A 21,664-nucleotide genomic window follows, 5' to 3' on the forward strand; every position below is an offset into this window, starting at 1 on the left:
TAGAGCTGGCTAAATCCTGGATGTTCCGTTTGTTCTACATGTCACCGGGCCAGGCATCGATATCGTCGTCGCGTCTGCTCACTCCGACATTACTTGCTCGTAACATCAAGCGAACCAAGTGCGTGACTGTCAGGCAAGGGGCCGAGCAGTGGAAAGCCCGGCCCCTATAATCCTTACAAGGCCTGATGCGAACACGTGACCTGCGTATTCCAGTCGGCATAACTTCCCTTCGGGTTGTGCTCCCACGCCCACACATGGATCTCGTAAAATGCCGGTAACCCGTAGCGATTGGGCGCGGCGATATAGTTGAGCAGATTCCCATCGAGTGCCGGCACAGAGTTCGGCGGATTTTTGGCTTGCCAGATGCTTGCAAGCACGATGAATTCGACACCGACGAGTCTCATTTCACCGTTCACCATAGGCTCGTAGATGAGCGCCTGTGGTTGGTCCGGGTTCAGTACGCCCGAACTGATGCGCGAAGGCAGCACCAGGTGCACGCCCATGGCTCCAGTGTCCGGCCCGCTGACACAGGGCGTCGCCGTCACGAAACCCTCATGAAACGCTACGTTGATGTCGACATAGCGCGCGGTGGCACTGTGCACCCTGTCGATCAATGGTGTGGCCTCGTCGCCAGCAGCGAGCATAGGAAGTGCTAGGAAAGACATCGCCAGCAGTGAATGGATGAGCTTGCTTGTAGAGCGATTCATGGTTCGCCTCCTCGGAAGCGCGGCTGCCGCGCCTTTAATTGTTGGCGGTCAGCGGGTCGATGATCTGCGGAATCTCTACAATGCGCGTGATGGGGATCCCGCTGAGCTCTGCATGCTTGCGGATCGCTTCCTCATTGGCGGCAAGGTAGATGCAGAAGGTCTTGTCGCCCGCTACATAGCTGTGTTGCCACTGGATGCCGTCGCCGATCTGCTCGATGGCGCGATTCGAGGCGCGAGCGGCACCGCACAATTCCAGGATCGACATGCCGCCAATGCCCGGGATGTCGCGCTCGATAAGGTATCTCTTTAGGTGCGCCATGAGTTTTCCTCCCTCATTGCGCCAATTTTCGGCCGCCCGCGCGGTATATTAAAGCTAAGAGTTCTTGGCACAGCTAAAGATTACCTTTAGGGTCATGGCACTTACGCATCTGAAGTCCCTACAGGCGCTCGAGTTGGCGTTGCGGCTGGGGTCGCTGCAGGCTGCGGCGCGCGCACTTTGGGTAACACCTGCGGCAGTCGGGCAGCGCATTAAAGCGCTTGAGGAATACCTGGGGATCGATCTGGTCGTGCGCGGCAGGCAGGGTCTCCGGCCTACGCCCGAACTCTCGGGGGCGATCGAGCACCTGCGGGCTGCATTCCAGGAGCTTGGCACCGTCGACACGATGTTGAACCTGCAGCGCGGAGACGAGATTCATATCGCGGCTATCGCAGACTTCGCCGATCTCTGGTTGAAGCCGCGCATTGAGGACTTCAAAGCCGCGTATCCACATGTTCTGTTCTGCATCAATGGCGAAGGCGATGCGCCGTTGCGCATTGGTCAGATCGATTGCGCGATCAGCTTCGGTCCCCAGCACACCAATGCCACCGACGACCTGCTCTTTGGGGATTTCCTGCTCCCCATCAGCTCTCCGGAAATCGCGCATCGCATAGCCAACCTTGCCCTGCGCGACTGCCTCGAGGGCTGGCCCTTATTGCATCTGGATTTCTACAAGGAGGATCCGGGCGCGCCGAACTGGTCAAGCTGGATCAAGGTCCAGCATCTAAAGCGAACCGAGCCCAATCGTGGCATTCGTTTTCAGCGGATCAGTGCCGCGCTCGAGGCGATACGCGCGAATGCTGGTTTCGCCATCTGCGGACTGGCATTGTTGGGCGAAGACATCGGTGACGGTTCACTCAACCTGCCGTTTCCGGTATCGACCGGACACTGGACGACACATGTCTTTCAAGCGCGCTTTCATCCCGAGGCCCTGCTCCGGCCACAAGTGACGTGCTTTCGCCATTGGCTGCAGGGCCAGGCCACAGGCACCAGGGATTGGCTTTTGCAGTTCGCGCAGTCGGCGAAAGCTTCGAATATGAAGTGGTAGAGCATCCAATACGATCACCTGCCGGCAAGTGTTTGAGGCGTTCGCCCGCGAGAGGCAGGCACACCCGACACCAAACCTTGAGCCGAACAGATTGGATTTTGGTGCAGCCTGAATATTTAGGCTGCTTGGCGGAGGGCTAATTCAAGGGTGGCTCCGATAGCCGCCCTTGACCAATCATTCAACGGCGCAAGCGGTCGGGCCACGAGCTACTGCATCACCAATACCGTCTTGCCGCGTGAATGACCGGTCTCGACATGCCGATGCGCATCGGCCGCCGCTTCAAGAGCGAAGACACGGCCGACCGGCACCCGCAGCTTTCCCGCTTCATAAAGCGCCACCAGGGAGGCAAGGCGTTCGGTCGAGCGCTGAGTGCCGATCCGTTTGACGCCGTAGCGTTCGGACGCAGGGTCGAAGGCAAGGGTAACGACGCGTGCGGCATCGCTCGTGAGCGCGACCGAAGTTCGGATCGGCTCCTCTCCGCCCACCGCGATCAGCGCCGCATCGATGCCCTCCGGCGCGGCACGCCGCAGATTGCCCTCCAGGTCGCCATGATAGTCAACCGGGATGGCGCCCAGCTCGCGCAGATAGGCGTGGTTATCGGGACTTGCCGTGCCGATAACTCGCACGCCATGCGCGGCGGCGATCTGCACCGCGAAGCTGCCGACGCCGCCAGCGGCGGCATGGACTATGAGCGTCTGCCCGGCTCTCAGCGCCAGTGCATCGAGCGCGGTGCTCGCGGCCTGCCCCGAAGCCGACAGCGCACCCGCCTCGGGCCAGCTCATCGCATCCGGCTTGCGAACGAACTGCCCGGCCGGGACGACGATCATTTCCGCATAGGCTCCATCCAGGGACCAGCCGAGGATCGCATCGCCGGTGTCGAAGCCCGCGACCTTTCCGCCCGTTTCGCCGATCGTGCCGGCGAACTCCAGGCCCAGCGATTGCGGGAATTTCGCGGGCGCCCATTGTCGAAGAGCGCCCGAGCGGTAAGCGGTGTCGAAAGGCTGCACGCCGGCAGCCTCCACATTGACCAGGACCTCGCCCTCTTTCGGGTTGGGACGCGGCTTCTCGGCCATTTTCAGAACCTCGGGCGGACCATAAGCTTCGAATATGACGGCGCGTGGCATCGCAGTCTCCCGAGTACAATCAATGTTAGGCTCGCATGAACATTATAGTCACTATACAATTATGTCAATGAAGGACTTGAAGCAGCCAATGACGGGATTGCGCGAACGAAAGAAGGCAGCGGCACGCCACGCGATCGCAGAAGTGGCGATGGAGCTGTTCGAGCAGCGGGGATACGATGCAGTGACCTATACCGACATTGCCGCCGCTGCCGATGTCGCGACCAAGACCGTCTTCAACTATTTCCCCACCAAGGAGGATCTCGTCCTTGGCAGTCGTCGTCGCCTTGAGCAGGCGCTACTCGACGCTGTAGCGCAGAGGGAACCAGGCGTAAGCGCACTCAGCGCTGTACTCGATTGCACGCTTGTCGTCCTGAAAGAGCTTGAGAGTCTGCCCAAGCGCCGACGCGAACGCTTCCACAGCGTGCTCACTTCCTCACCCACACTAACCGAACGGCTACGCAGCCGTACGCTCGAAACCGAGCGGACGTTGGCGCAGCATCTTGCCATGGAGAGTGGCGCGGCGCCTGGTGACTTGCGCCCTGCCCTGGCCGCGTCCTCTCTGATGGCGCTGTGGCACCTCGCTTTCTTCGCCAACGGCAGTTGCGGGGCGACCGAGGCACCGGGCAAGCCGGCCGAAGAGCGAATTCGTGATGCGGCCCGGCTGCTGGCCGAAGGATTGTCTACCCTGGGCGAGGAGAAGTCGGGAAGACAATCAGGACAATCGGGGCCGCCCACTATTTGAATGTCATGCGCGATGCGGCGGCAAGTTAGCTGTCCTTTTCGTATGAACGTTTCAGCGAAGGACTAATTCGTGGCCCCAATCGCGGAAGCGGTCGTGTTCTTGGGTATCCAGGTCGTCTTTAACATCTACCCGATTCTGCACCTTCGCCTCGTTCGCGCTCGGCTACCCCATCTCCTATTGGCGGAAGATGGCTGTTGAACAACGCGCCCTATCCATCCATTCGGAGTGCGCATTCCGGAAATGTGCAGTCTGACCGTGAAGTCGCTGAGGTCAACTTGTCATGAATCGCCCTCTTCGATCCGCTCCCTGCCCACTTTGTATAGGCGGCCTGCCCCTTTGCCTGTAATGGCGCAACAGGGGCTTGGCTACAGGTGAAAAACCATCCCATATCATCTCACAAAAACAATGTAATTATTTGTTACATAAAGATAAAATATAAAATCTCATTGACCCATCAGGATCCTTGCAGCGTTGCGCAATTATGTGCAACACTTTGCAACAGGCGCAACTTAACCTGAGGATCAAGTGGCAACACCCCCCGAATCCCATGCCGAATGGATTGCCTTAGTGCGCGAAGGCTGCGCCGGCAATGCACCTGCGTTTCAACTTCGATTAACCCGACTGATAGCCAGACTTCGACGAGAAAAATCACCTCTGGCAGCTACTCTGTCAAAGGCACTTTCAGAAGCTAGCGAGTCACGATTAACCCTCGCTCGCGACGCTGCCGCGCAACAGGCGACGCTAAGTCCCGTCGACGCTGACAGCAACCTCCCCCTGACCACTACCCAGTTCCCAGCGCACGTTGATCTGCAGCCAGTATGGGCCCCCGAAATCGAGTCAGGACTCAATGGTTTGATACAAGAATGGCTGCACACCAATAAGCTGGTTGCAGCCGGCTTAGAACCCTCTCGCACTGTCCTTTTGTCAGGCCCTCCGGGAGTAGGCAAAACACTCGCAGCCACTTTTCTGGCCGAGCAACTTCATCTACCCCTTGTCACACTCAATTTAGCGGCTGCGGTCAATAGCTTGCTAGGCAAGACGGGTAACAACCTCGTAAAGGTTCTTTCACATGCACGCGCGCAGCCGTGTGTATTGCTGCTGGACGAATTCGACGCATTCGCCAAGCGCCGAGATGATGGACAGGACGTTGGCGAGCTCAAGCGTGTAGTTAACGTCTTGCTTCAGGCTATTGACGAATGGCCCTCCACATCTCTGCTTGTTGCTGCGACGAACCATGAAGAACTTTTAGACCGCGCGGTATTCCGTCGGTTTGATCTTTGGCTACGTTTTCCGGAGAGCACCAAGTCGCAGATCGAAACACTTCTGCTTAGGCTTGGCTGTGATCAAGGGCTGGCTACACAAATCACTCCCTCACTCGTCGGCCTCCCCCTTTCGGATACTCCCCGGCTTATTAATCGAGCAAGACGACAAGTAGCATTACATGGGGTGTCGTTTGAGGAGGCTGCGCTTAGGCTACTTGCGCCAGAGTCCTTAAAGGATGACGAAGTTAAACGCTACCTTCAAATCAAGCGCATGCAGGCTGATGGCAAGTCGATGCGCGCAATTGGTAAAGAACTTCATATCAATGCGTCGACGGTATCTCGTTTGCTAAACCGAAAAGGATAAAATGGTATGGCAGAGAAACAGCGAAATGTCCTCATCTCTAATGGAAAGGAACTCATTGGTCAACTTTCCTGGCCTCTGGGTGGAGGACCTAAGTGGCTTCCGTACTCCATCGAAGATGCAAGAGAGATATTGCATCCTCAGATAGTCGCTGTTCGGAAAATTGCTGAGACAATCCCGGAACGTTTTGCACCGAGACGCGAGGTGACTGCAAAAGTGGTTCTTCATCCCGCGTTTCTGGCCAAGTCCTACTTTCCAGCCAACCTTCTCCGAGATGTTGGCTTGACCATACTGGGATCTCGACCGATAAAAATCAGCCCGCGGAAAAAACGCAATAAGGATGATCCGCCTCTAGAAACGGCTTCGATCTTTGTATCTGGTACCGCGGAAGACTTTCAATCAATGGATGCCAAACTACGTGATGATGGCACTCCTGATGGCAAGCAAGAACAATTTGCTCGCATTGAGTTGATTGACCCATATGGTAACGAAGAAAAACTAAGAATTAGGGAAGATTCGAAGTGGCCAGACTATATTCATGTCACCCTCCATGCTCATGAGACAGATGCAGATATCCTCGCGGCTTTTAGGTCTCTAGTTGAAGAGCTGGGAGGATCTGTCACTGCACGTGGCTTACGTTTCGTGCCCGGATTGACTTTCGCAGCGGTCAGAATTCAGCCAAATCAAGTTGCTGAACTCTCAAAATTTTCCCGCATCCGCCTGATTCGCTCAATGCCTCAACTCCAAGAGGAGTGGCAGCTAGAGGGGAAGCTCACGAAGGCGTTCAATAAACTTAAGCTTCCTGAGCAAACAGCTATCTCCAGCGCAAAAGCAGCCATTTTCGACGGTGGTATAGCAAATGTCTTTCCTAAGCATGCAAATGAATTAGCTAGTAGCAACTTATTGCCACCGTTACCCGACGACCTGGCACATGGCATCAATGTCACTTCTACGTTCCTGTTTGGAACGATTGAACACAAAGCAACATCATTACCAATTCCGTATTGCCAGGTAGACCACCACCGTGTTCTTCCAACATCGGATAGCCCTGAGCAAGCCCTGGACGTGCTGGATCGCATAGTTACAGCATTCCGAGGTGCTCGTGCTTCGGGGAAGCCCTACCGTTTTGCGAATATAAGTCTTGGGCCAGTTGCCACATTCTTTGATGATGACGTGCATGAATGGACTTCTCGACTTGATGTAGAGTTAGCCGACGGAAGTACTTTGTGTACCGCTGCTGTCGGAAATAATGGCCTATTGGATGGCGAACTAGCACGCATCCAACCACCGGGTGATGCTGTAAATGTTTTTTCTATTGGAGCTGCAGGATCGACTAAAAAGAAGTGGACTCGTGCGCCATATAGCGCCATTGGTCCTGGTCGAAGCCCAGGCTATGTAAAACCGGATGTAGTGGCGTTCGGGGGTTCCAATGAAGAGCCCGTAGCAGTTTTCAATCCTCTCGCTGGGGGCGTGATTGGAGTGGCCGGCACAAGCTTCGCGAGTCCATTAGCCTTACGGGTCGCTGCGGGCGCTGATGCCATGAGCCGCTCGTCATTTGATCCTGTCACACTACAGGCACTGATAATCAATGCATGTCAGTACAGCGCGTACAGCCACACACGCCCCGAAGTTGGCTGGGGGCGAATTCCACTTAATCCAGAAGATATTCTTTATACACCACTTGATGTCGTGCGAGTTGTATACCAAGGCGTGACGCGTCCGGGTCACCCACAAAAGGCGCTTATTCCAGTTCCAAAGGGTCTTCCGTCTGGAACTTCAGTGAAGCTTGGCGCAACGTTTTGCTATCGCGCACCAGTCGACTCCGCGCACGCAATTAACTACACGCGTGCTGGTCTGTGGGTGCGCTGCTACAAAGCGCCAAAGAAGACTCTCCCTTTATTTGGTAGCGGAATGTACAAAACCGAGACGCAACTCAGGCGCGATTCCATGAGGTGGGATACCGTCCTACATAACAAGCGCAAAATCAGTGCCGATGACTTAGACAATCCGTACTTTCATATTAATTACCAAGTACGTGACGAAAGTGAGGCCGTTAGGGTTGAAGACGCCGTCCCTATGCCCTTTGCTCTTGTCCTAACTATCGAGGCACCTGGCGTCACTGACCTTATGGTGCGGATTCAGACCGAATTTCCGGTCTTACAGACACTCAATGTGCAGTCGCATGCCGAAGTAGAAAGCCAAACATCGTAAGCCATTCTTGACTTGTGCAGCGAAATTCTCTAAATGTCTGGGTATTGCTTAATTCAGTGAGGACTTTATATGGATAAGAAGTTGTTTATCGAACGTCGCGAACAAGGTGACTACGCCGTACGCGGAGCTGGTTCCAAGAGAGCTAGTGCAGTTGCTCCAACTCAGATGGAAGCGATCAAGATTGCACGGAGGATGGGCTCAAGCAATCCAGACGTTGAACGTGTACGGCACACTAAAGTGGGCAAGCCAGATCAATGGCGAAAGGCCTAGATGAAGCCTTTTGCCTATAAGCCGTCGAGCTACTGAACGATCGGCTCAAAAAAATCCACGGCGGTCGTAGAGAGGTCTTTGCTAGTTTAACGACAACCGGTCCATTTTTCGCGAGTGCGATTTACGAAGAGAACAAGCTAGTCATGAATTTTTCGGCTAACCAAAAAATAGGGGTTCTCGCCGAGCATTCTGTTGAGAGCGTGTTTTTGTCGTGGTCATGGACCATCGGCCGCGACCGGATCGATGTTGGCTATGATCTTATTGTCGAACCCAACCAAAAGCAATTCAATGGGCACCGCTTTCTGGTGCAGATAAAAGGCACTGCATCGCGCAAGAAGGGAAAGGTCATTGCGCCGGTCGCCAAAAGCCGTCTACGCCAATATGCAGTAAATCCGATACCGGTATTCCTCATTCGGCAAACGGCCGACGGGACGAAATACTGGCTGCATGTACAACCATGGGCGAAGGAAAATGAAAAGCGCCTTAGTGGAAATGGGGAGGCAGGCGTTCCAATGCATTCCGACCAAGTTCTTGACGATCAAGATGCGTTCGTCAGTTATCTAGCAGAGATCTTCAGGCCGCCACCCCAACAAGAGGGGGCGGTTCGCGAGCTTGTAGCACAACGAAACAGGTTTCTTTCCTCGATTGATCCGCATTGCAAAGTACGCATGGATGTCATCAATGGCAATGAGCATTATGAAATATCGAGCTTCGGCAAGACAATAAAGATAGCTGCTCAAATTGACGCTTTCGAAAGTCAGGAGAAGATTGCTGAGATGCGTGACGCCATGCGGTACGGTCTTCCAGTTACGCTCGGTCTTAAAGCTATTCAATTCACTGGATCGAAATTATTAGATGCCCTAGGCATCAACTTCTCCGGGCCTGGTTCGCTAATGATTGCCTCCGCTTTAAACCATGACGGCAATGTTTCGTTGATTTCTGGCTCGAAACGGTCAATCTACTCTAAAGAATTTTCCATTCCTTCGCGCATATATCTCGGTCACTCGGGCCTAGGCGTAACCAATGAGGGTCGGACAGGTGTTGTGGACTTCAGGTTGCTAGCAGATCCGATAAATCAGTTCGAAAATTGCGTTAACATCAACATCGGCATCCGCGGTGAGCGGCTGAGCGAGTCGCCACTTAGGCACTACACGGACTTGAAACTTTTAGGGGAGTGGGCAGGCGATACGCTGGAGAAGGGTAGCATGCAGGTCGAATTGACCTTCGGCGGGAAGCGCGCTCTGATACCGATGCCCGAAGGTGCGGCGGGCGAAATGGGGCGCCTTCTCGTCTGTGCGCGAGCTCTTGGTCAGCTTCATGAAATCGCGCGAGCATTGAATTCCGATTTCACGCTGAGTGGCGAATGGATATTGACAGGCGACGAGATTGACAACATTCAATTACTCTATTCTGTGCTTAGAGGAGAGCGACTAGAAGTAACGATTAAAGACTTTAATTTTGAAATCGACAATCCATCACTGGTTAGCGACTATACACTCTATACAATCAAAACTACCATGTCTTTGTCAATTGGCGGCGGCTCGCTGGGCGATGTTCCAGTCGCATTCGATCTCGAAAATTATCATATCGAACCTATCCAAAATTCAAGCAAATGTCGCATGCTCAGTGTCGATGGGAGCAAGGCGTACCTTTATCATCAGGAATCCTGACTTCAGCTGCACGCCTAAAACGCTGTCTGCTCGATTCGTTGCCAATACATCATCATTTGTCGATAAGTGTCATTTTCTTGGTTAATGCATCCTTTTTCATGCACTGATAATCACAATACGGCGTAGTAAGACGCATTGCTTTATTTATCGAGCCATCACGCACGCATTAAGTCGGCGAGCACCTACATCGCAAATCCCTGCCACTTGCTATGGTCAGATTGTCACCGAAGCCATCTCAGTATGCAGGCCAAGCCGGTGGCTATTGCAGTGACACAATAAAGAGGCGCGGATCGCATGGGCTGCCACCCATACGACCCGCTAAATCACAATCAACCACGAGGTAGTTGATCATGATCTGCAGCGATGATACGACACGTGTGCACCCATCGGTAACCTTCTGGCTCATCAACGAGTCTCATCTGTCCATGGAACCCGAGCAGGCCAAGCGACACGTCGAACTCATGAGGCTCGCCGGTACGTCGTTGGCGATGTGCGTCATTCGAAATCTCTTAAACAAGCATAAGTCGTCCTGCCGAACGAAAGCGGCCGATGGGTCAGCTGACGCAAGGCGGTTGAGTCCGACGCAAGTGCTAGGTTTGCGCGCCGCGCTTTACTTCCTCCGCGTGCATAGCGATGAGAAGCTGCAAGCCGATCTGGACGAATAAATCGTTTGCATACGCTTGTTCTTTTGCGGCACACCGACTAGAGACCGGTGTGTCGCCCAAGAATCAGGCTTACGAAGGGCAATATGGGGCTGGCGCCGCCGCACTTCCCTCCCCTCGATAGCACGGACTGATCGGCCTGCCCTCGCATTCGATTTCTAGTTCGAATCCGAATTGCTTTCCTCCGACCCAGAGAGACGTCGGAATGCCTTGAACTCAAGCCACCACCGCCAAACCCGGCGAAGCGCGCAAGCGGGCTATGTCGCGCGCCGGCGGCTCTCCAAAGTGGCGGCGATATTCCCGGCTGAACTGCGACGAGCTTTCGTAACCCACGCGAAAGGCGGCGGTCGCGACGTCAATGTTCTCGACCAGCATCAGGCTGCGCGCGTCTTGAAGTCTAAGCTGCTTCTGGAATTGCAGCGGCGTCATCGCTGTCACGGCGCGAAAATGTTCGTGCAGGCTCGACTGACTCATGCCTGCTTCTGCAGCAAGCAGCTCCATGCTGAAGCGTTTGCGGAAGTTCTTCCCGATCCAGGCAATGGCGCGGCCAACCTGGGCCACCCGGCCCTGGCTGGAGGTGACATGGCGCATCCTGGCGCCATCCGGGCCGGCAAGCAGGTGGTAAAGAATTTCCTGCTCGGCAAGCGGCCCAAGCACGGGTAGCGCTACTGGATCGTCGAGCAGGCGCAGAAGGCGCAGCACCGCGTCGAGCAGGCTGGCGCCGGCGTCGGACACCGTCTTGCCTATGGGCGGGGATGGCACTCCCGGTGGTGGTGGCGGCACGCGCAACGCCAAATCCGCCAGCATGACCGGATCGAAATCGAGATACATGCAGAGGTAGGGCCTGTCGGGCGTCGCATCGACTACGTGGCCTATCGCCGGCAGGTCGTAAGTCACCACCCCATAGCGCCCTGGTGCGTACCTGAAGACGCCGCCGCCCAGCGCGACCTCTTTGCGCCCCTGCGCGACGAGGCACAGTTGCGGCCGGTAAACGTTCGGCATCGGCATCGTCACCGTGGACGAACGAACCAGCGTCACCCGTTCAATCGGAGTGGCCTGGAAACCATCCTGCGAGACGTTTCGGGCAATGATCGCTGCAATTTCAGCCAGTTTTTCCATGGCACAGATCATCGCACGAGAGCGGGAGCGCGGCAGTGGGATCGGCTTCTGGAGGATCGGGCAGCATTCTCAGGGCATCAGGCTCACGCTTGGGCGGCGCCACGCATCAAAGTGTCAGCGCGGTTTGGATCAAAGCAAACCTGGCCGCGAACAAGTATGGAGCAAACATGGCAACCAACAATCTGAAGGCCCCCGCGGTCGCACTGGGCACGTGGGCGTGGGGCGACAGCGGCGAGACTGGCAATGGCTACTTCGGCAGCAGCCTCAATCAGGCTGAACTGAAAAATGTCGCCGACAACGCGCATGCGGCAGGCTTCGGCCTATGGGACACCGCCATGGTGTACGGCATGGGCCGCTCAGAGACCGTACTCGGGCAAGTACTGAAGCGTTTCGCGCGTAGCGACTACCAGTTATCCACCAAGTTCACCCCGCAGGCAGCGGGAACCGGCGACGATCCGGTGGCGGACATGCTGGAGCAAAGCCTGAGCCGCCTCGGCACCGACTACATCGACCTCTATTGGATTCACAATCCAGCGGATGTGGCTCGATGGACTCCGCATCTGATCCCGTTGCTGAAGAGCGGCAAGGTCAAACATGTCGGCGTCTCGAATCACAACCTGAGCGAAATCGAGTTCGCCAACCAGATCCTCGGAGAAGCCGGGTATCGGGTCGAAGCCATCCAAAACCACTATAGCCTCCTCTACCGCGCCTCTGAGCACGCTGGCATCCTGGATTACTGCCGCAAAGCAGGCATTCCATTCTTCGCTTACATGGTGCTTGAACAAGGCGCACTGAGCGGCAAATACAACGCGGAGAACCCGCTGCCGAGAGGCAGCAACCGGGCAGAGACCTACAATGGCATGCTGCCTCAGCTGAAGACGTTGACGGACAAGCTAGCCTCGATCGGTCAGCAGCAAGGTGCAGCAGCTCCCGATGTCGCAACGGCTTGGGCTATCGCCAAGGGAACGACGCCGATCATCGGGGCTACCAGGCCCAATCATGTCGATGGTCTGGTCCGGGCCTGCAGCATCACGCTCAGCAGCGACGACATAGCGGAGCTGGAAGGTCTTGCCGACGCCACTGGCGTGAACACCCGCGGCTGGTGGGAACGAGAGATGTTGGTCTGAAGCCATGCAGTGCTAACGCTCGACCGCCGTTGTTGTCTTACCTGATGAGACGGCGTTGAGTACGCTCGGCACTGGGCCGGGATAGCGCAACGCGCCCGGCTCACACCAACGTATTACGCCACCTATCCAATTCAGATCCGGGGATTGAACGAGATGGAAGCTTTATTGGGACTGTTAAAGCTCGTCAGGTTGGTTTGGTCAATCTGCAAATGGATTTGGACTCAGTGTGTTGGATTCATTATTGGCCCTGTCCTGCGACAATCTCACCAGCAATGGCTAAGCCTTCGACGATGGCAGGTTCGCTGGGTCGAGTTGGCCGCTGGCGTCGAATACCAGTTACACACAGCGTCAGTGGTTGACGACCCCTCGGACCCCGGGTCAAGGATCATTATTCGCAATTCAGGCGATTGGATGATCTCCGAATTGAAGCTGTTCGTAGAAGCCTCGAATGGAAACCTCAAATGGCAGGAACCGATCACCCTGCACCGGCTACTTCCCGGGAATATTGCCATCTATAAGCTTGAGCAAATCCCAACCCAAAATCTATGGGTTGGACAAGACGGCGGTATCTGTTGCGCGTACGACGCCATCGGGGTCCATCCCTTGAGCATTGTCCGCGACGGATTGAGAGAAGAATTCGACGGTTTTGCGCTACCTTTTCATCCTACCCACTTCGACATCATGAACGGCAAGTATCTATGGTGGGGCGGTCGTAGATATCACATCGGAGCATTTAAAGAAGCGCAGCTGGAACTCCTGCTCAAGCTTCGATATCACCTGGTTGGCTTCAATCGATTGGGTTTGGTTGGCGCGGGGGCCTTGCTAAAAGATGCAGTGCTGCGCGGTCACTGGCGGCGGATACCTGCGATCGCGCTTTTCGCGTGTCTGTCGGCGCCTCCCGTGCTTGCCACGAGCATTTGGGCTTCGATCATGTTGAGGCGGTCAACGCTCTTGAAGCCCATGCCACAGGATGCCTGCCAACACGTGCTGCGCAAGGGGAATGGTTGCTACCCCACTCGTAGGGTGAAGCTAAACGCCCTTTCCGAATGAGCCGGCCCGATCGCCAGCGTTGATCCAAAGCTGCAATGGAGTGGCCGTTTTGCCATGCTGATATAAGATCCAGGCCACTTTCCAGTTCGCCGAGGAGTGCTCCGATGAAACAATTGTTCCCGGATCTCTGGGAAACGCGAGAAGAGCATCCGTTCCATGGGGTTACCACACATGCCTACCTTCTGACCCAAGACCGCGGCAACGCGCTCTTTTACAGCACGGGCATCGGCGAGGAACTGCTTGAGATCCAACGTCTCGGGGGTGTTTCTCGGCAATACCTGAGTCATCGTGATGAAGCAGGGCAGCCTTTGGCCACTATCAAGAAAATGTTCGGCAATCAGCTGTGCTGCGATGCCCTGGAAGTAAATGCCATCAGCCAGTACAGCAAGATCGACGTCGTGTTTGAGGGGCCAAGTGTGGAGCCGGACAAGGTCGAGGTAATTCAAACGCCCGGCCACACAGCCGGCAGCACCTGCTTCGTATTCTGCTCGCCCCACGGGCCTCGATATCTTTTCACAGGCGACCTTATTTACCCCGAAGATGATGGCTGGGGTACCCTAGTACAGTCGCACGCCGGCGGACAAAAGAAGACCCTATGCGAGAGTCTGATGAAATTGCGGGAGGTGAGCCCTGACGTGGTGATCTCCAGCGCCTCGGTGCGAAGGAGTGCGGTCCAAGCTGTCACGTCCGACCAATGGCGTGCTGTCATCGACCAAGCAGTAGCCCGTTCGTAAATGGCGGTCTCGTCACTCTTCGTCGAGATCTTGCAGAACGCCCCTCCCCTCTGTGCTTGCGCAATCGTCGCAACTTCGATAAACGCGAGCCGCGCAATTTCTTGCGTCATTTCGGGTGTCGAAATCTGCTGCTTGACGAAGTGCTAAATGCTTAGATACTCAACCTCAATCTGTCGCCCTAGTCTCTTTGTCAAGCCAGACGAAGACTTGTACACGCTGACGATCGCGTACAGGTACTCTGCAGGCATCCGGCGACCGCAACCGCGACCCAACAGCCGCCTGGATTCACGCCTTTTGCGTCGTATACGACGAGCACCAGCCCTTCGCGTTCACGGCCTTGCCCGGGAACAGTTGGCAGGTACCATAACCCACGTCTGGCCCATGGTAGAACTGGCAATTGGCGCAGATGCTCCCGGTGCGATAAAGCGCGCTCTTGGATGCGGTGGCGTCCTCGATGTAATTCATCGCCTTGGCCGTGGGGTCCGCATCGGTGAGGTGTGGTAGTTCTCCGGCACGCGCAAGAAGGGGTATGCCGCCTAGGCAGGCGCCTCCTGCAGTGATTGCCAGCAGTTGCAGAAAGCGTCGGCGGGATTCGATGGTTTCTTTGGGCAATGACATGGCCAGTCCCCGTGCGATTGACTCGGTAATGCCAATCTAGCCATGTGGCGCGGCTTTCGTTTGATCTGCATCAAACGAAAGCCGCGCCAGGTGGGCAAGCTTTTCCCAGCTCCTTGCGGAGCCTAAACGACCATAACGTAGGGGAAAGAACATGGCCGGCAAAACCACGGGCACGCGCACCCTGAGCAAGCACCTTCCTTGGAGCACCCTGGCTTTTGTCCTGGACTTGCTGATATTGCTGCTATCCGCCTCCAGTGCTCATGCAGTACCGGCCTTTGCGCGCCAGACGCACCAGCCCTGCACCGCCTGCCACGTTGGCGGATTTGGGCCACAGCTGACCCCTTTCGGCCGGCAGTTCAAGCTGATGGGCTATACGCTCAGCGTAGGCAAGGACACTAAGGTGCCGCTGTCGCTGATGCTGGTTGAAACCTACACGCATACCGCCAAAGCTCAGAGCTCACCACCCGCCAACAACTTCGGCAGCAACAACAATACCGAACTGCAACAGGCATCCCTTTTCGTGGCCGGCCGCATTACCGACAACCTTGGCATCCTCGCGCAAGGCACCTATTCGCAGAACGGAGGTCTGCTGGGCTGGGACAACAGCGACCTGCGGTACGCTCGCTCCTACACCCTCGCGGGTCGCCCGGCAATTTGGGGACTGTCGCTCAACAACAATCCCAGCCTGACCGACGTGTTTAATACGGCACCGGCTTGGCAGTACCCCTACATGTCGTCCAATCTGACGCCCGGATCACCGGCCACTCCCATTCTGATGGGCGGGCTCGCCCAGCAAGTGATCGGCCTGAACGCCTACACACAATGGAACAATGCGTTGTATCTGGAAACAGGTGTGTACCGTTCGCTTTCACCGGCGTTCCTGGGCGACGTCAATGCTAATTTCACCGGACGATTGGCGGGTGTATCGCCTTATGCGCGTGTAGCGTATACGTGGAATCTTCCCAACGGCAACGTCGAACTGGGGGGCTTCGTCTTTGCAACAGCACGCGGACAGGTCGGCACCAATTCGCAGGGCAAACCGGCGGCCATGGCAGGTCCCACCGACAAGTTCCATGACTACGGTGTGGACGCCAGCTACCAGCTCCTTAACGGCAGCAATCACATCGTAACCATCAACGCGTTGTATTTGACGGAGCAGCAAAGGCTGGACGCTACTTATGCTTCAGGTGGCTCGTCGAATCTTCACGACAACCTGCATGCCCTCAACGCGAATGCCAGCTACTGGTACAAGAATACCTGGGGTGTCACGCTTGGGGTCTTCTGCAACGATGGCAGCAAGGACCTGATGCTATATGGCAACAATGGAAGTCCCGATACCAACGGTGGCATCGCGGAGCTGAACTGGAATCCCTTCGGTCAGGCCGATTCGTGGGCGCAGCCCTACGTGAACGTACGCCTGGGTTTGCAATACGTCTGGTACACGCGCTTCAGCGGCCTGGTCTACAACGTGGATGGCGCAGGACGGCGTGCAGCGGACAATAATGCGCTCTACTTCTACGTGTGGCTGGCGTTCTGAGTGATAGCTCATAGCCACGCTCCCGGCGGCAATCGGCGCAGTTTGCGTGCGCAACGGTCGCGTGCGCTTGATGCTAGTCGATAGCCGCTCGTTTCAGGGTGATGTGCCCGTCGCTTGATCCTGATCAATAAGGTCTTGGCTCATTCGCGAGATGTTTCTGTCGCGGCCAAGGGAGACCGGGCCGGGCGCTCCATGCTTCTTCGATCCATGGGCACGCGCTGACCCTGATCCTGCGGCCGCACCCTCCCGCCGATCGAACGCCCCGGCGTACGACGGCGGGGAGTTTTTCTTGCATGCGGAAACATGGCGCGGGCCGCCTTGATGCATGTCAAGCGCTTCATCTGCGAGCAGCGTAAAAGTACGCCAAACACCCCACCGCGGAAGCCCTCCCATGTCCAATCCACTGTCGCCTCAACAATTGCAGCGGATGGACGCGTATTGGCGCGCGTCCAATTATCTTTCCGTCGGGCAGATCTATCTGCGCGACAACCCTCTGCTGGAAAAGCCGCTGGAGCGAACGCACATCAAGCCGCGCCTGCTGGGACACTGGGGCACCACACCCGGCTTGAACATGCTGTATGTGCACCTCAACCGGCTGATCAAACAGCATGATCTCAACATGCTGTTCATGACCGGGCCCGGTCATGGCGGCCCGGCCTTGATTGCACAGACCTATCTGGAAGGCTCCTATACCGAACGCTATCCGGCGATCGAGCGCAACCGCCATGGCATGGCGCGCCTGTTCCGCCAATTCTCCTGGCCCTACGGCGTGCCCAGCCATGTGTCACCGGAAACACCCGGCTCGATCCATGAAGGCGGCGAACTAGGTTATTCGCTGGCGCATGCGTACGGTGCGGCGTTCGACAACCCCGACCTGATCGTGGCATGCGTGGTAGGTGACGGCGAGGCGGAAACCGGCGCACTGGCCGCAAGCTGGCATTCCAACAAGTTCCTCAACCCGGCGCGTGACGGTGTGGTGTTGCCGATCCTGCATTTGAACGGCTTCAAGATCGCCAATCCAAGCTTGCTCTCACGTATCAGCCGCAAAGAACTGATCGACCTGTTCCATGGCTACGGCTATGAGCCATGGTTGGTCGAAGGCAGCGACCCGCAGATCATTCATCAACACCTGGCCGTCGCGTTAGACGGCATCCTGGCCAACATTCAGGCTATCCAGGAGGATGCGCGCACCCGCCATAGCCATGCGCGTCCGCGCTGGCCAATGCTCATATTCCGCACGCCCAAAGGCTGGACCGGACCGAAATTCGTGAACGGCGTGCAGGTGGAAGGCACATGGCGCGCGCATCAGGTACCGCTGGCGCAGTTCGATGAACCCGCCCATGTGGCACAGCTCGAGGCATGGATGAAGAGCTACAAGCCAGAGGAACTGTTTGATGACGCCGGCCGCTTTCGTGAGGAATACGCCGCGCTGGCGCCGACCGGTCATCGCCGCATGGGCTCCAACCCGCATGCCAACGGCGGTGAACTGCTGCAGCAACTCGTCATGCCGCATTTTCGCGAATATGCCGTCGACGTGCCGCAACCGGGTGCCGTCGAGGCGGAAGCCACGCGTGTGCTGGGGATGTTTGTGCGGGAAGTGATGCGGCTTAACCTAGGACAGCGGAATTTTCGCCTGTTCGGCCCGGACGAAACGGCTTCCAATCGGCTGGATGCCGTGTATGACGTATCCGGCAAGGCCTGGCTCGCCGGCATCGAGGCCAGTGACGATCATCTATGTGCCGACGGCCGAGTCATGGAGGTGCTCAGCGAACACCTGTGCGAAGGATGGCTGGAGGGCTATCTGCTCAGCGGGCGGCACGGTTTGTTCTCGTGCTACGAAGCCTTTATCCATATCGTCGATTCGATGTTCAACCAGCATGCGAAATGGCTGAAAGTGAGCCGCCACATTCCATGGCGTGCGCCGGTCGCGTCGCTCAACTATCTGCTTACCTCGCACGTGTGGCGGCAGGATCACAATGGTTTCTCGCACCAGGATCCGGGCTTCATCGATATCGTGGCGAACAAGAAGGCGGAGGTGGTGCGCATCTATTTGCCCCCGGATGCCAATTGCCTGCTCTCGGTGGCCGATCACTGCCTGCGCAGCCGCAACTACGTCAATTTGATCGTCGCGGGCAAGCAGCCAGAGTGGCAATGGCTGGATATCGATACCGCGGCCAGGCATTGTGCCGCCGGCGCGGGGGTCTGGGAGTGGGCCAGCAACGATGAAGGTGAGCCGGATGTGGTGATGGCCTGCGCCGGCGATGTGCCCACGCTCGAATGCCTGGCCGCCGTGAGCTTGCTGCGCGGCTATTTGCCGGATATCCGCATTCGCGTGGTGAACGTGGTGGACCTGATGGTGTTGCAACCGCAATCCGAACACCCGCATGGCCTGTCCGATCGCGATTTCGAGGCGCTATTCACCGCGGGCAAGCCGGTCATCTTCGCCTTCCATGGCTACCCTTCCCTGATCCACAAGCTCACTTACCGTCGCAGTTGCTCGGATCGTATCCATGTACGCGGCTACAAGGACGAAGGCACGACGACCACCCCATTCGACATGGTGGTGCTCAACAATCTGGACCGATATCAACTGGCCCTCGACGCCATCATGCGCACCCCGCGTTTCAACAAGCATGTCGGTCACGCAATCGAGCGCTACTGGTCGATCATGGAACGGCACAAGCTGTACATCAGCGAGCATGGGGAAGACATGCCGGAGGTGCGGACTTGGCGCTGGCCTGCGCATGGATTGGCGAACAAGCAGGCCGTTGAGGCGTAGGCTGGGATGATAATCCCAGCTTCCCTCACCATGTCCTGGATGCTGGGATTGCCATGCCAGCCTACGTACTGTCGCCCGCGGGGACTTGACCTGGCTCAATACGTGGTACGACAAGGCCAAGCACTATCTCCACAGACTTGCTACGCGATGCTGTGGGGGCCACATGTTCAAACATATACTTCTTCCGACTGATGGCTCGCAATTGTCGTTGAAGGCGCTCCGGCTGGGCGTGAACCTCGCCAAGTCCTGCGGCGCCAGCGTGCTGGCGTTGCATGCCGTGCCGCCGGTGCAAACGCTTGCCTACGTGGCCGAGATCATGGCGGCGATGGAATTCGATTATGCCAAGGAAGCCACCCGTTTTGCCGAGCGCTATCTGGAGGATGCCCGCGCCATCGCCGAGCAAGCCGGGGTACCGTTCGAACGCTTGCTGCTGTTCGGCTCCCAGCCTTACCAGGCCATCCTGCAAGCTGCTCAGGAGCGCGACTGCGATCTGATCGTCATGGCCAAACACAGTTGGGAGGGGCTTGCCCGTTTGCTGATGGGTAGCGAAACTCACAAGGTGATATTGAAATCGCAGGTGCCCGTCTTGGTCTGTCATTGAGACGCGTTTTTGCCGGAGTGTCGGCGTGGTCTATCCAGGCATCCATGCACATGGCGACATGCGTTTTCATGTCTGCGTGTGCTCAGCCTTTGTCGCTGGCGTGCCTGTGCCCGTCCGTCGGCACGGCATAGGGATAAACCATTGCGCCAAGCATGGTTTCGGAAAGCTGGCCACAGGTAGTGAGACAGAGGTCCACCCACCACTGCACGGGCGCTACAAACCAGGCAGTCAAGGCCAACGGTGCGCAGGGTCCGAAGCTAGCGAAGGCTTCGAACGGGGCGAGGCGCGTATCGAAATCGTAAAGCGAAATGCTCATGACGCCCTCCTGTCTTCCAAGCAATCATTCATCCGCGGCGATGACTGTTCCCGTAGCAAGTCCGCTGTGTGTGCGGCGATCATCGCTTCTTCGTCAGTACCTATGACCAGCACGCGTACGACGCTGCGCGAGGTGCTGATCAAGGTTTCGTGGTGATCATTCGCGACTTCGTCGCATTCCACGCCAAGCCACGCCAATGCATCGCAGATCTCCGAACGGATAGGCGCCGCATGCTCGCCGATGCCGGCCGAGAACACCAGTGCATCCAGTCCGCCCAGAACAGAGGTCAGGGCACCGATTTCCTTCACGATGCGATAGACGAACAGGTCGATGGCGTCGCGCGCGCGTGGGTCCTGGCTCTCAAGCAGCGCGCGCATGTCATTGCTGATACCGGAAACGCCAAGCAGCCCGCTTTCCTGATAGAGCATGCGCTCGACGGCTGCGGCATCGAGCCCGCAGGTCTGTTGCAGATACAGCACTGCCCCGGCGTCGATACTGCCGGGGCGCGTACCCATCATCAATCCATCCAGTGCCGTGAAGCTCATGGTGGTGTCGACGCTGCGTCCATGCCGCATAGCGCACAAACTGGCGCCATTGCCCAGGTGCGCCATGATCACGCGCCCCTTCGCCAGGGTCGGCGCGAGCAGGCGCAGGCGTGAGGCCAGATATTCGTAGGAGATGCCATGGAATCCGTAGCGGCGCATGCCTGCTTCGACGTACGTCCGCGGCAGCGGCAAACGGCGGGCAACCGCCGGCATCTCATGGTGGAACGCGGTGTCAAAGCAGGCCACCTGCGGCAGATCAGGACGCAGGTGAACCATGGCCTTGACCGCTGCGAGATTGTGCGATTGATGAAGCGGCGCCAGAGGGATCAATTTCTCAAGCGCGGCCAGGACGGCATGATCAATATATACCGGGAAGTGGAACGACTGCCCGCCATGCACGATGCGATGCCCGACGGCAGTAAGCGACTCGCCGTCAAGATGAGCGGTGATCCAGGCGAGCAAGGGCTGTAGCAGCTCTTCATGCGAGCTGCCCTCCTGGCGGTGCCATGTATAGCTCTCCAACACCGTTGCGTCCGGCGCACGTGCAATAAAGCGCGGTGTTCCGCCGATGCCCTCGATGACACCATGCGAGAGCAAACGCTGCGTGCTGCCGCCAAGTTGGTATAACGCAAACTTGATGCTTGAAGAACCCGCGTTGAGCGTAAGGATGGCCTTGGGCATATCGAGCGTGGTGGCAGAGGTTGCCTTCAGATGGGGCACAACACGATCCTCGACGATGAGGCCACGTTGCCACGATTGGGAAGACGACTCGTTGATACAGGTCAAGTGAAGCGCTAAGGTGCCCGAGCTCGCCGGCCCATCATCCGCAGCATCACGCAGAGGGTCGTTTTTGCCGCTGCCGAAG

The 21,664-nt window shown here is 57.0% G+C and carries 19 protein-coding genes; 12 read left to right on the forward strand and 7 right to left on the reverse strand.

All coding sequences use genetic code 11. From position 1 onward, the window contains the following. Positions 1-173: 173 nt before the first annotated feature. A complete protein-coding gene (locus tag QQJ96_RS13210; RefSeq protein ID WP_284332474.1) occupies positions 174-707 on the reverse strand; it encodes a hypothetical protein in 534 nt (177 codons plus the stop codon). A 34-nt stretch (positions 708-741) separates the two neighbouring features. Further along, positions 742-1,026: a DUF4242 domain-containing protein gene (locus tag QQJ96_RS13215; RefSeq protein ID WP_284332475.1), complete on the reverse strand. Its 285-nt coding sequence runs from the start codon at positions 1,024-1,026 to the stop codon at positions 742-744. A gap of 94 nt (positions 1,027-1,120) precedes the next feature. Here QQJ96_RS13215 and QQJ96_RS13220 point away from each other — a divergent pair, with 94 nt between their 5' ends. Then, positions 1,121-2,071, forward strand: coding sequence for a LysR substrate-binding domain-containing protein (locus QQJ96_RS13220; RefSeq protein ID WP_284332476.1), 951 nt, complete (start codon positions 1,121-1,123; stop codon positions 2,069-2,071). A gap of 206 nt (positions 2,072-2,277) precedes the next feature. On the opposite strand, the gene QQJ96_RS13225 is transcribed toward QQJ96_RS13220, so the two are convergent. Further along, on the reverse strand, positions 2,278-3,195 hold the full coding sequence (locus QQJ96_RS13225; protein ID WP_284332477.1) for an NADP-dependent oxidoreductase: 918 nt from the start codon (positions 3,193-3,195) through the stop codon (positions 2,278-2,280). 88 nt (positions 3,196-3,283) lie between these two features. On the opposite strand from QQJ96_RS13225, the gene QQJ96_RS13230 reads away from it, so the two are divergent. The 5 genes from QQJ96_RS13230 (at position 3,284) to QQJ96_RS13245 (ending at position 9,711) form a co-directional block, all read left to right on the forward strand. Beyond that, positions 3,284-3,937 carry a TetR/AcrR family transcriptional regulator gene (locus tag QQJ96_RS13230; protein WP_284332478.1) on the forward strand — a complete coding sequence of 218 codons (654 nt, stop codon included), beginning with the start codon at positions 3,284-3,286 and terminating at the stop codon, positions 3,935-3,937. Positions 3,938-4,462: 525 nt separating this feature from the next. Then, on the forward strand, positions 4,463-5,563 hold the full coding sequence (locus QQJ96_RS13235; protein WP_284332479.1) for an AAA family ATPase: 1,101 nt from the start codon (positions 4,463-4,465) through the stop codon (positions 5,561-5,563). Positions 5,564-5,569: 6 nt separating this feature from the next. Next, the gene (locus QQJ96_RS13240; RefSeq protein ID WP_284332480.1) at positions 5,570-7,771 is read left to right on the forward strand and encodes a S8 family peptidase; all 2,202 of its coding nucleotides are present in this window, start codon (positions 5,570-5,572) and stop codon (positions 7,769-7,771) included. 69 nt (positions 7,772-7,840) lie between these two features. Further along, positions 7,841-8,041, forward strand: a complete 201-nt coding sequence (locus tag QQJ96_RS23610) for a DUF2188 domain-containing protein (RefSeq protein WP_404649108.1) — start codon at positions 7,841-7,843, stop codon at positions 8,039-8,041. Between the two features lie 143 nt (positions 8,042-8,184). Continuing rightward, positions 8,185-9,711, forward strand: coding sequence for a DUF4365 domain-containing protein (locus QQJ96_RS13245; RefSeq protein ID WP_284332481.1), 1,527 nt, complete (start codon positions 8,185-8,187; stop codon positions 9,709-9,711). Between the two features lie 878 nt (positions 9,712-10,589). Here the strand turns inward: QQJ96_RS13245 and QQJ96_RS13250 are convergent. Beyond that, the gene (locus QQJ96_RS13250) at positions 10,590-11,492 is read right to left on the reverse strand and encodes an AraC family transcriptional regulator (protein WP_284332482.1); all 903 of its coding nucleotides are present in this window, start codon (positions 11,490-11,492) and stop codon (positions 10,590-10,592) included. An 89-nt stretch (positions 11,493-11,581) separates the two neighbouring features. Between QQJ96_RS13250 and QQJ96_RS13255 the strand changes: the two genes are divergently transcribed. The 3 genes from QQJ96_RS13255 (at position 11,582) to QQJ96_RS13265 (ending at position 14,403) form a co-directional block, all read left to right on the forward strand. Next, the gene (locus tag QQJ96_RS13255; protein WP_284332483.1) at positions 11,582-12,619 is read left to right on the forward strand and encodes an aldo/keto reductase; all 1,038 of its coding nucleotides are present in this window, start codon (positions 11,582-11,584) and stop codon (positions 12,617-12,619) included. Between the two features lie 411 nt (positions 12,620-13,030). Beyond that, positions 13,031-13,669, forward strand: a complete 639-nt coding sequence (locus tag QQJ96_RS13260) for a hypothetical protein (protein ID WP_284332484.1) — start codon at positions 13,031-13,033, stop codon at positions 13,667-13,669. A 104-nt stretch (positions 13,670-13,773) separates the two neighbouring features. Further along, positions 13,774-14,403 carry an MBL fold metallo-hydrolase gene (locus tag QQJ96_RS13265; protein ID WP_284332485.1) on the forward strand — a complete coding sequence of 210 codons (630 nt, stop codon included), beginning with the start codon at positions 13,774-13,776 and terminating at the stop codon, positions 14,401-14,403. A gap of 285 nt (positions 14,404-14,688) precedes the next feature. Here QQJ96_RS13265 and QQJ96_RS13270 read toward each other — a convergent pair whose 3' ends face one another. Beyond that, positions 14,689-15,021, reverse strand: coding sequence for a high-potential iron-sulfur protein (locus QQJ96_RS13270; protein ID WP_284332486.1), 333 nt, complete (start codon positions 15,019-15,021; stop codon positions 14,689-14,691). A gap of 151 nt (positions 15,022-15,172) precedes the next feature. Between QQJ96_RS13270 and QQJ96_RS13275 the strand changes: the two genes are divergently transcribed. The 3 genes from QQJ96_RS13275 to QQJ96_RS13285 all read left to right on the forward strand — a co-directional run bounded on the left by QQJ96_RS13275 (position 15,173) and on the right by QQJ96_RS13285 (position 19,938). Beyond that, positions 15,173-16,558, forward strand: a complete 1,386-nt coding sequence (locus tag QQJ96_RS13275; protein ID WP_284332487.1) for a cytochrome C — start codon at positions 15,173-15,175, stop codon at positions 16,556-16,558. 391 nt (positions 16,559-16,949) lie between these two features. Beyond that, complete coding sequence (locus QQJ96_RS13280; protein ID WP_284332488.1) at positions 16,950-19,337, forward strand: phosphoketolase family protein; 2,388 nt, start codon at positions 16,950-16,952, stop codon at positions 19,335-19,337. A gap of 163 nt (positions 19,338-19,500) precedes the next feature. After that, positions 19,501-19,938: a universal stress protein gene (locus tag QQJ96_RS13285; protein ID WP_284332489.1), complete on the forward strand. Its 438-nt coding sequence runs from the start codon at positions 19,501-19,503 to the stop codon at positions 19,936-19,938. An 82-nt stretch (positions 19,939-20,020) separates the two neighbouring features. Here QQJ96_RS13285 and QQJ96_RS13290 read toward each other — a convergent pair whose 3' ends face one another. Both QQJ96_RS13290 and QQJ96_RS13295 read right to left on the reverse strand, forming a co-directional pair. Next, positions 20,021-20,254 (reverse strand): hypothetical protein, encoded by a 234-nt coding sequence (locus QQJ96_RS13290; protein ID WP_284332490.1) that lies wholly within the window; start codon positions 20,252-20,254, stop codon positions 20,021-20,023. Continuing rightward, positions 20,251-21,519 carry an acetate/propionate family kinase gene (locus QQJ96_RS13295; protein ID WP_284332491.1) on the reverse strand — a complete coding sequence of 423 codons (1,269 nt, stop codon included), beginning with the start codon at positions 21,517-21,519 and terminating at the stop codon, positions 20,251-20,253. The genes QQJ96_RS13290 and QQJ96_RS13295 overlap by 4 nt, the downstream gene beginning before the upstream one ends. Between the last annotated feature and the right edge of the window lie 145 nt (positions 21,520-21,664).

The sequence above is a fragment of the Dyella flagellata genome (assembly GCF_030160275.1).
In the GTDB taxonomy this organism is placed as follows: domain Bacteria; phylum Pseudomonadota; class Gammaproteobacteria; order Xanthomonadales; family Rhodanobacteraceae; genus Dyella_B; species Dyella_B flagellata.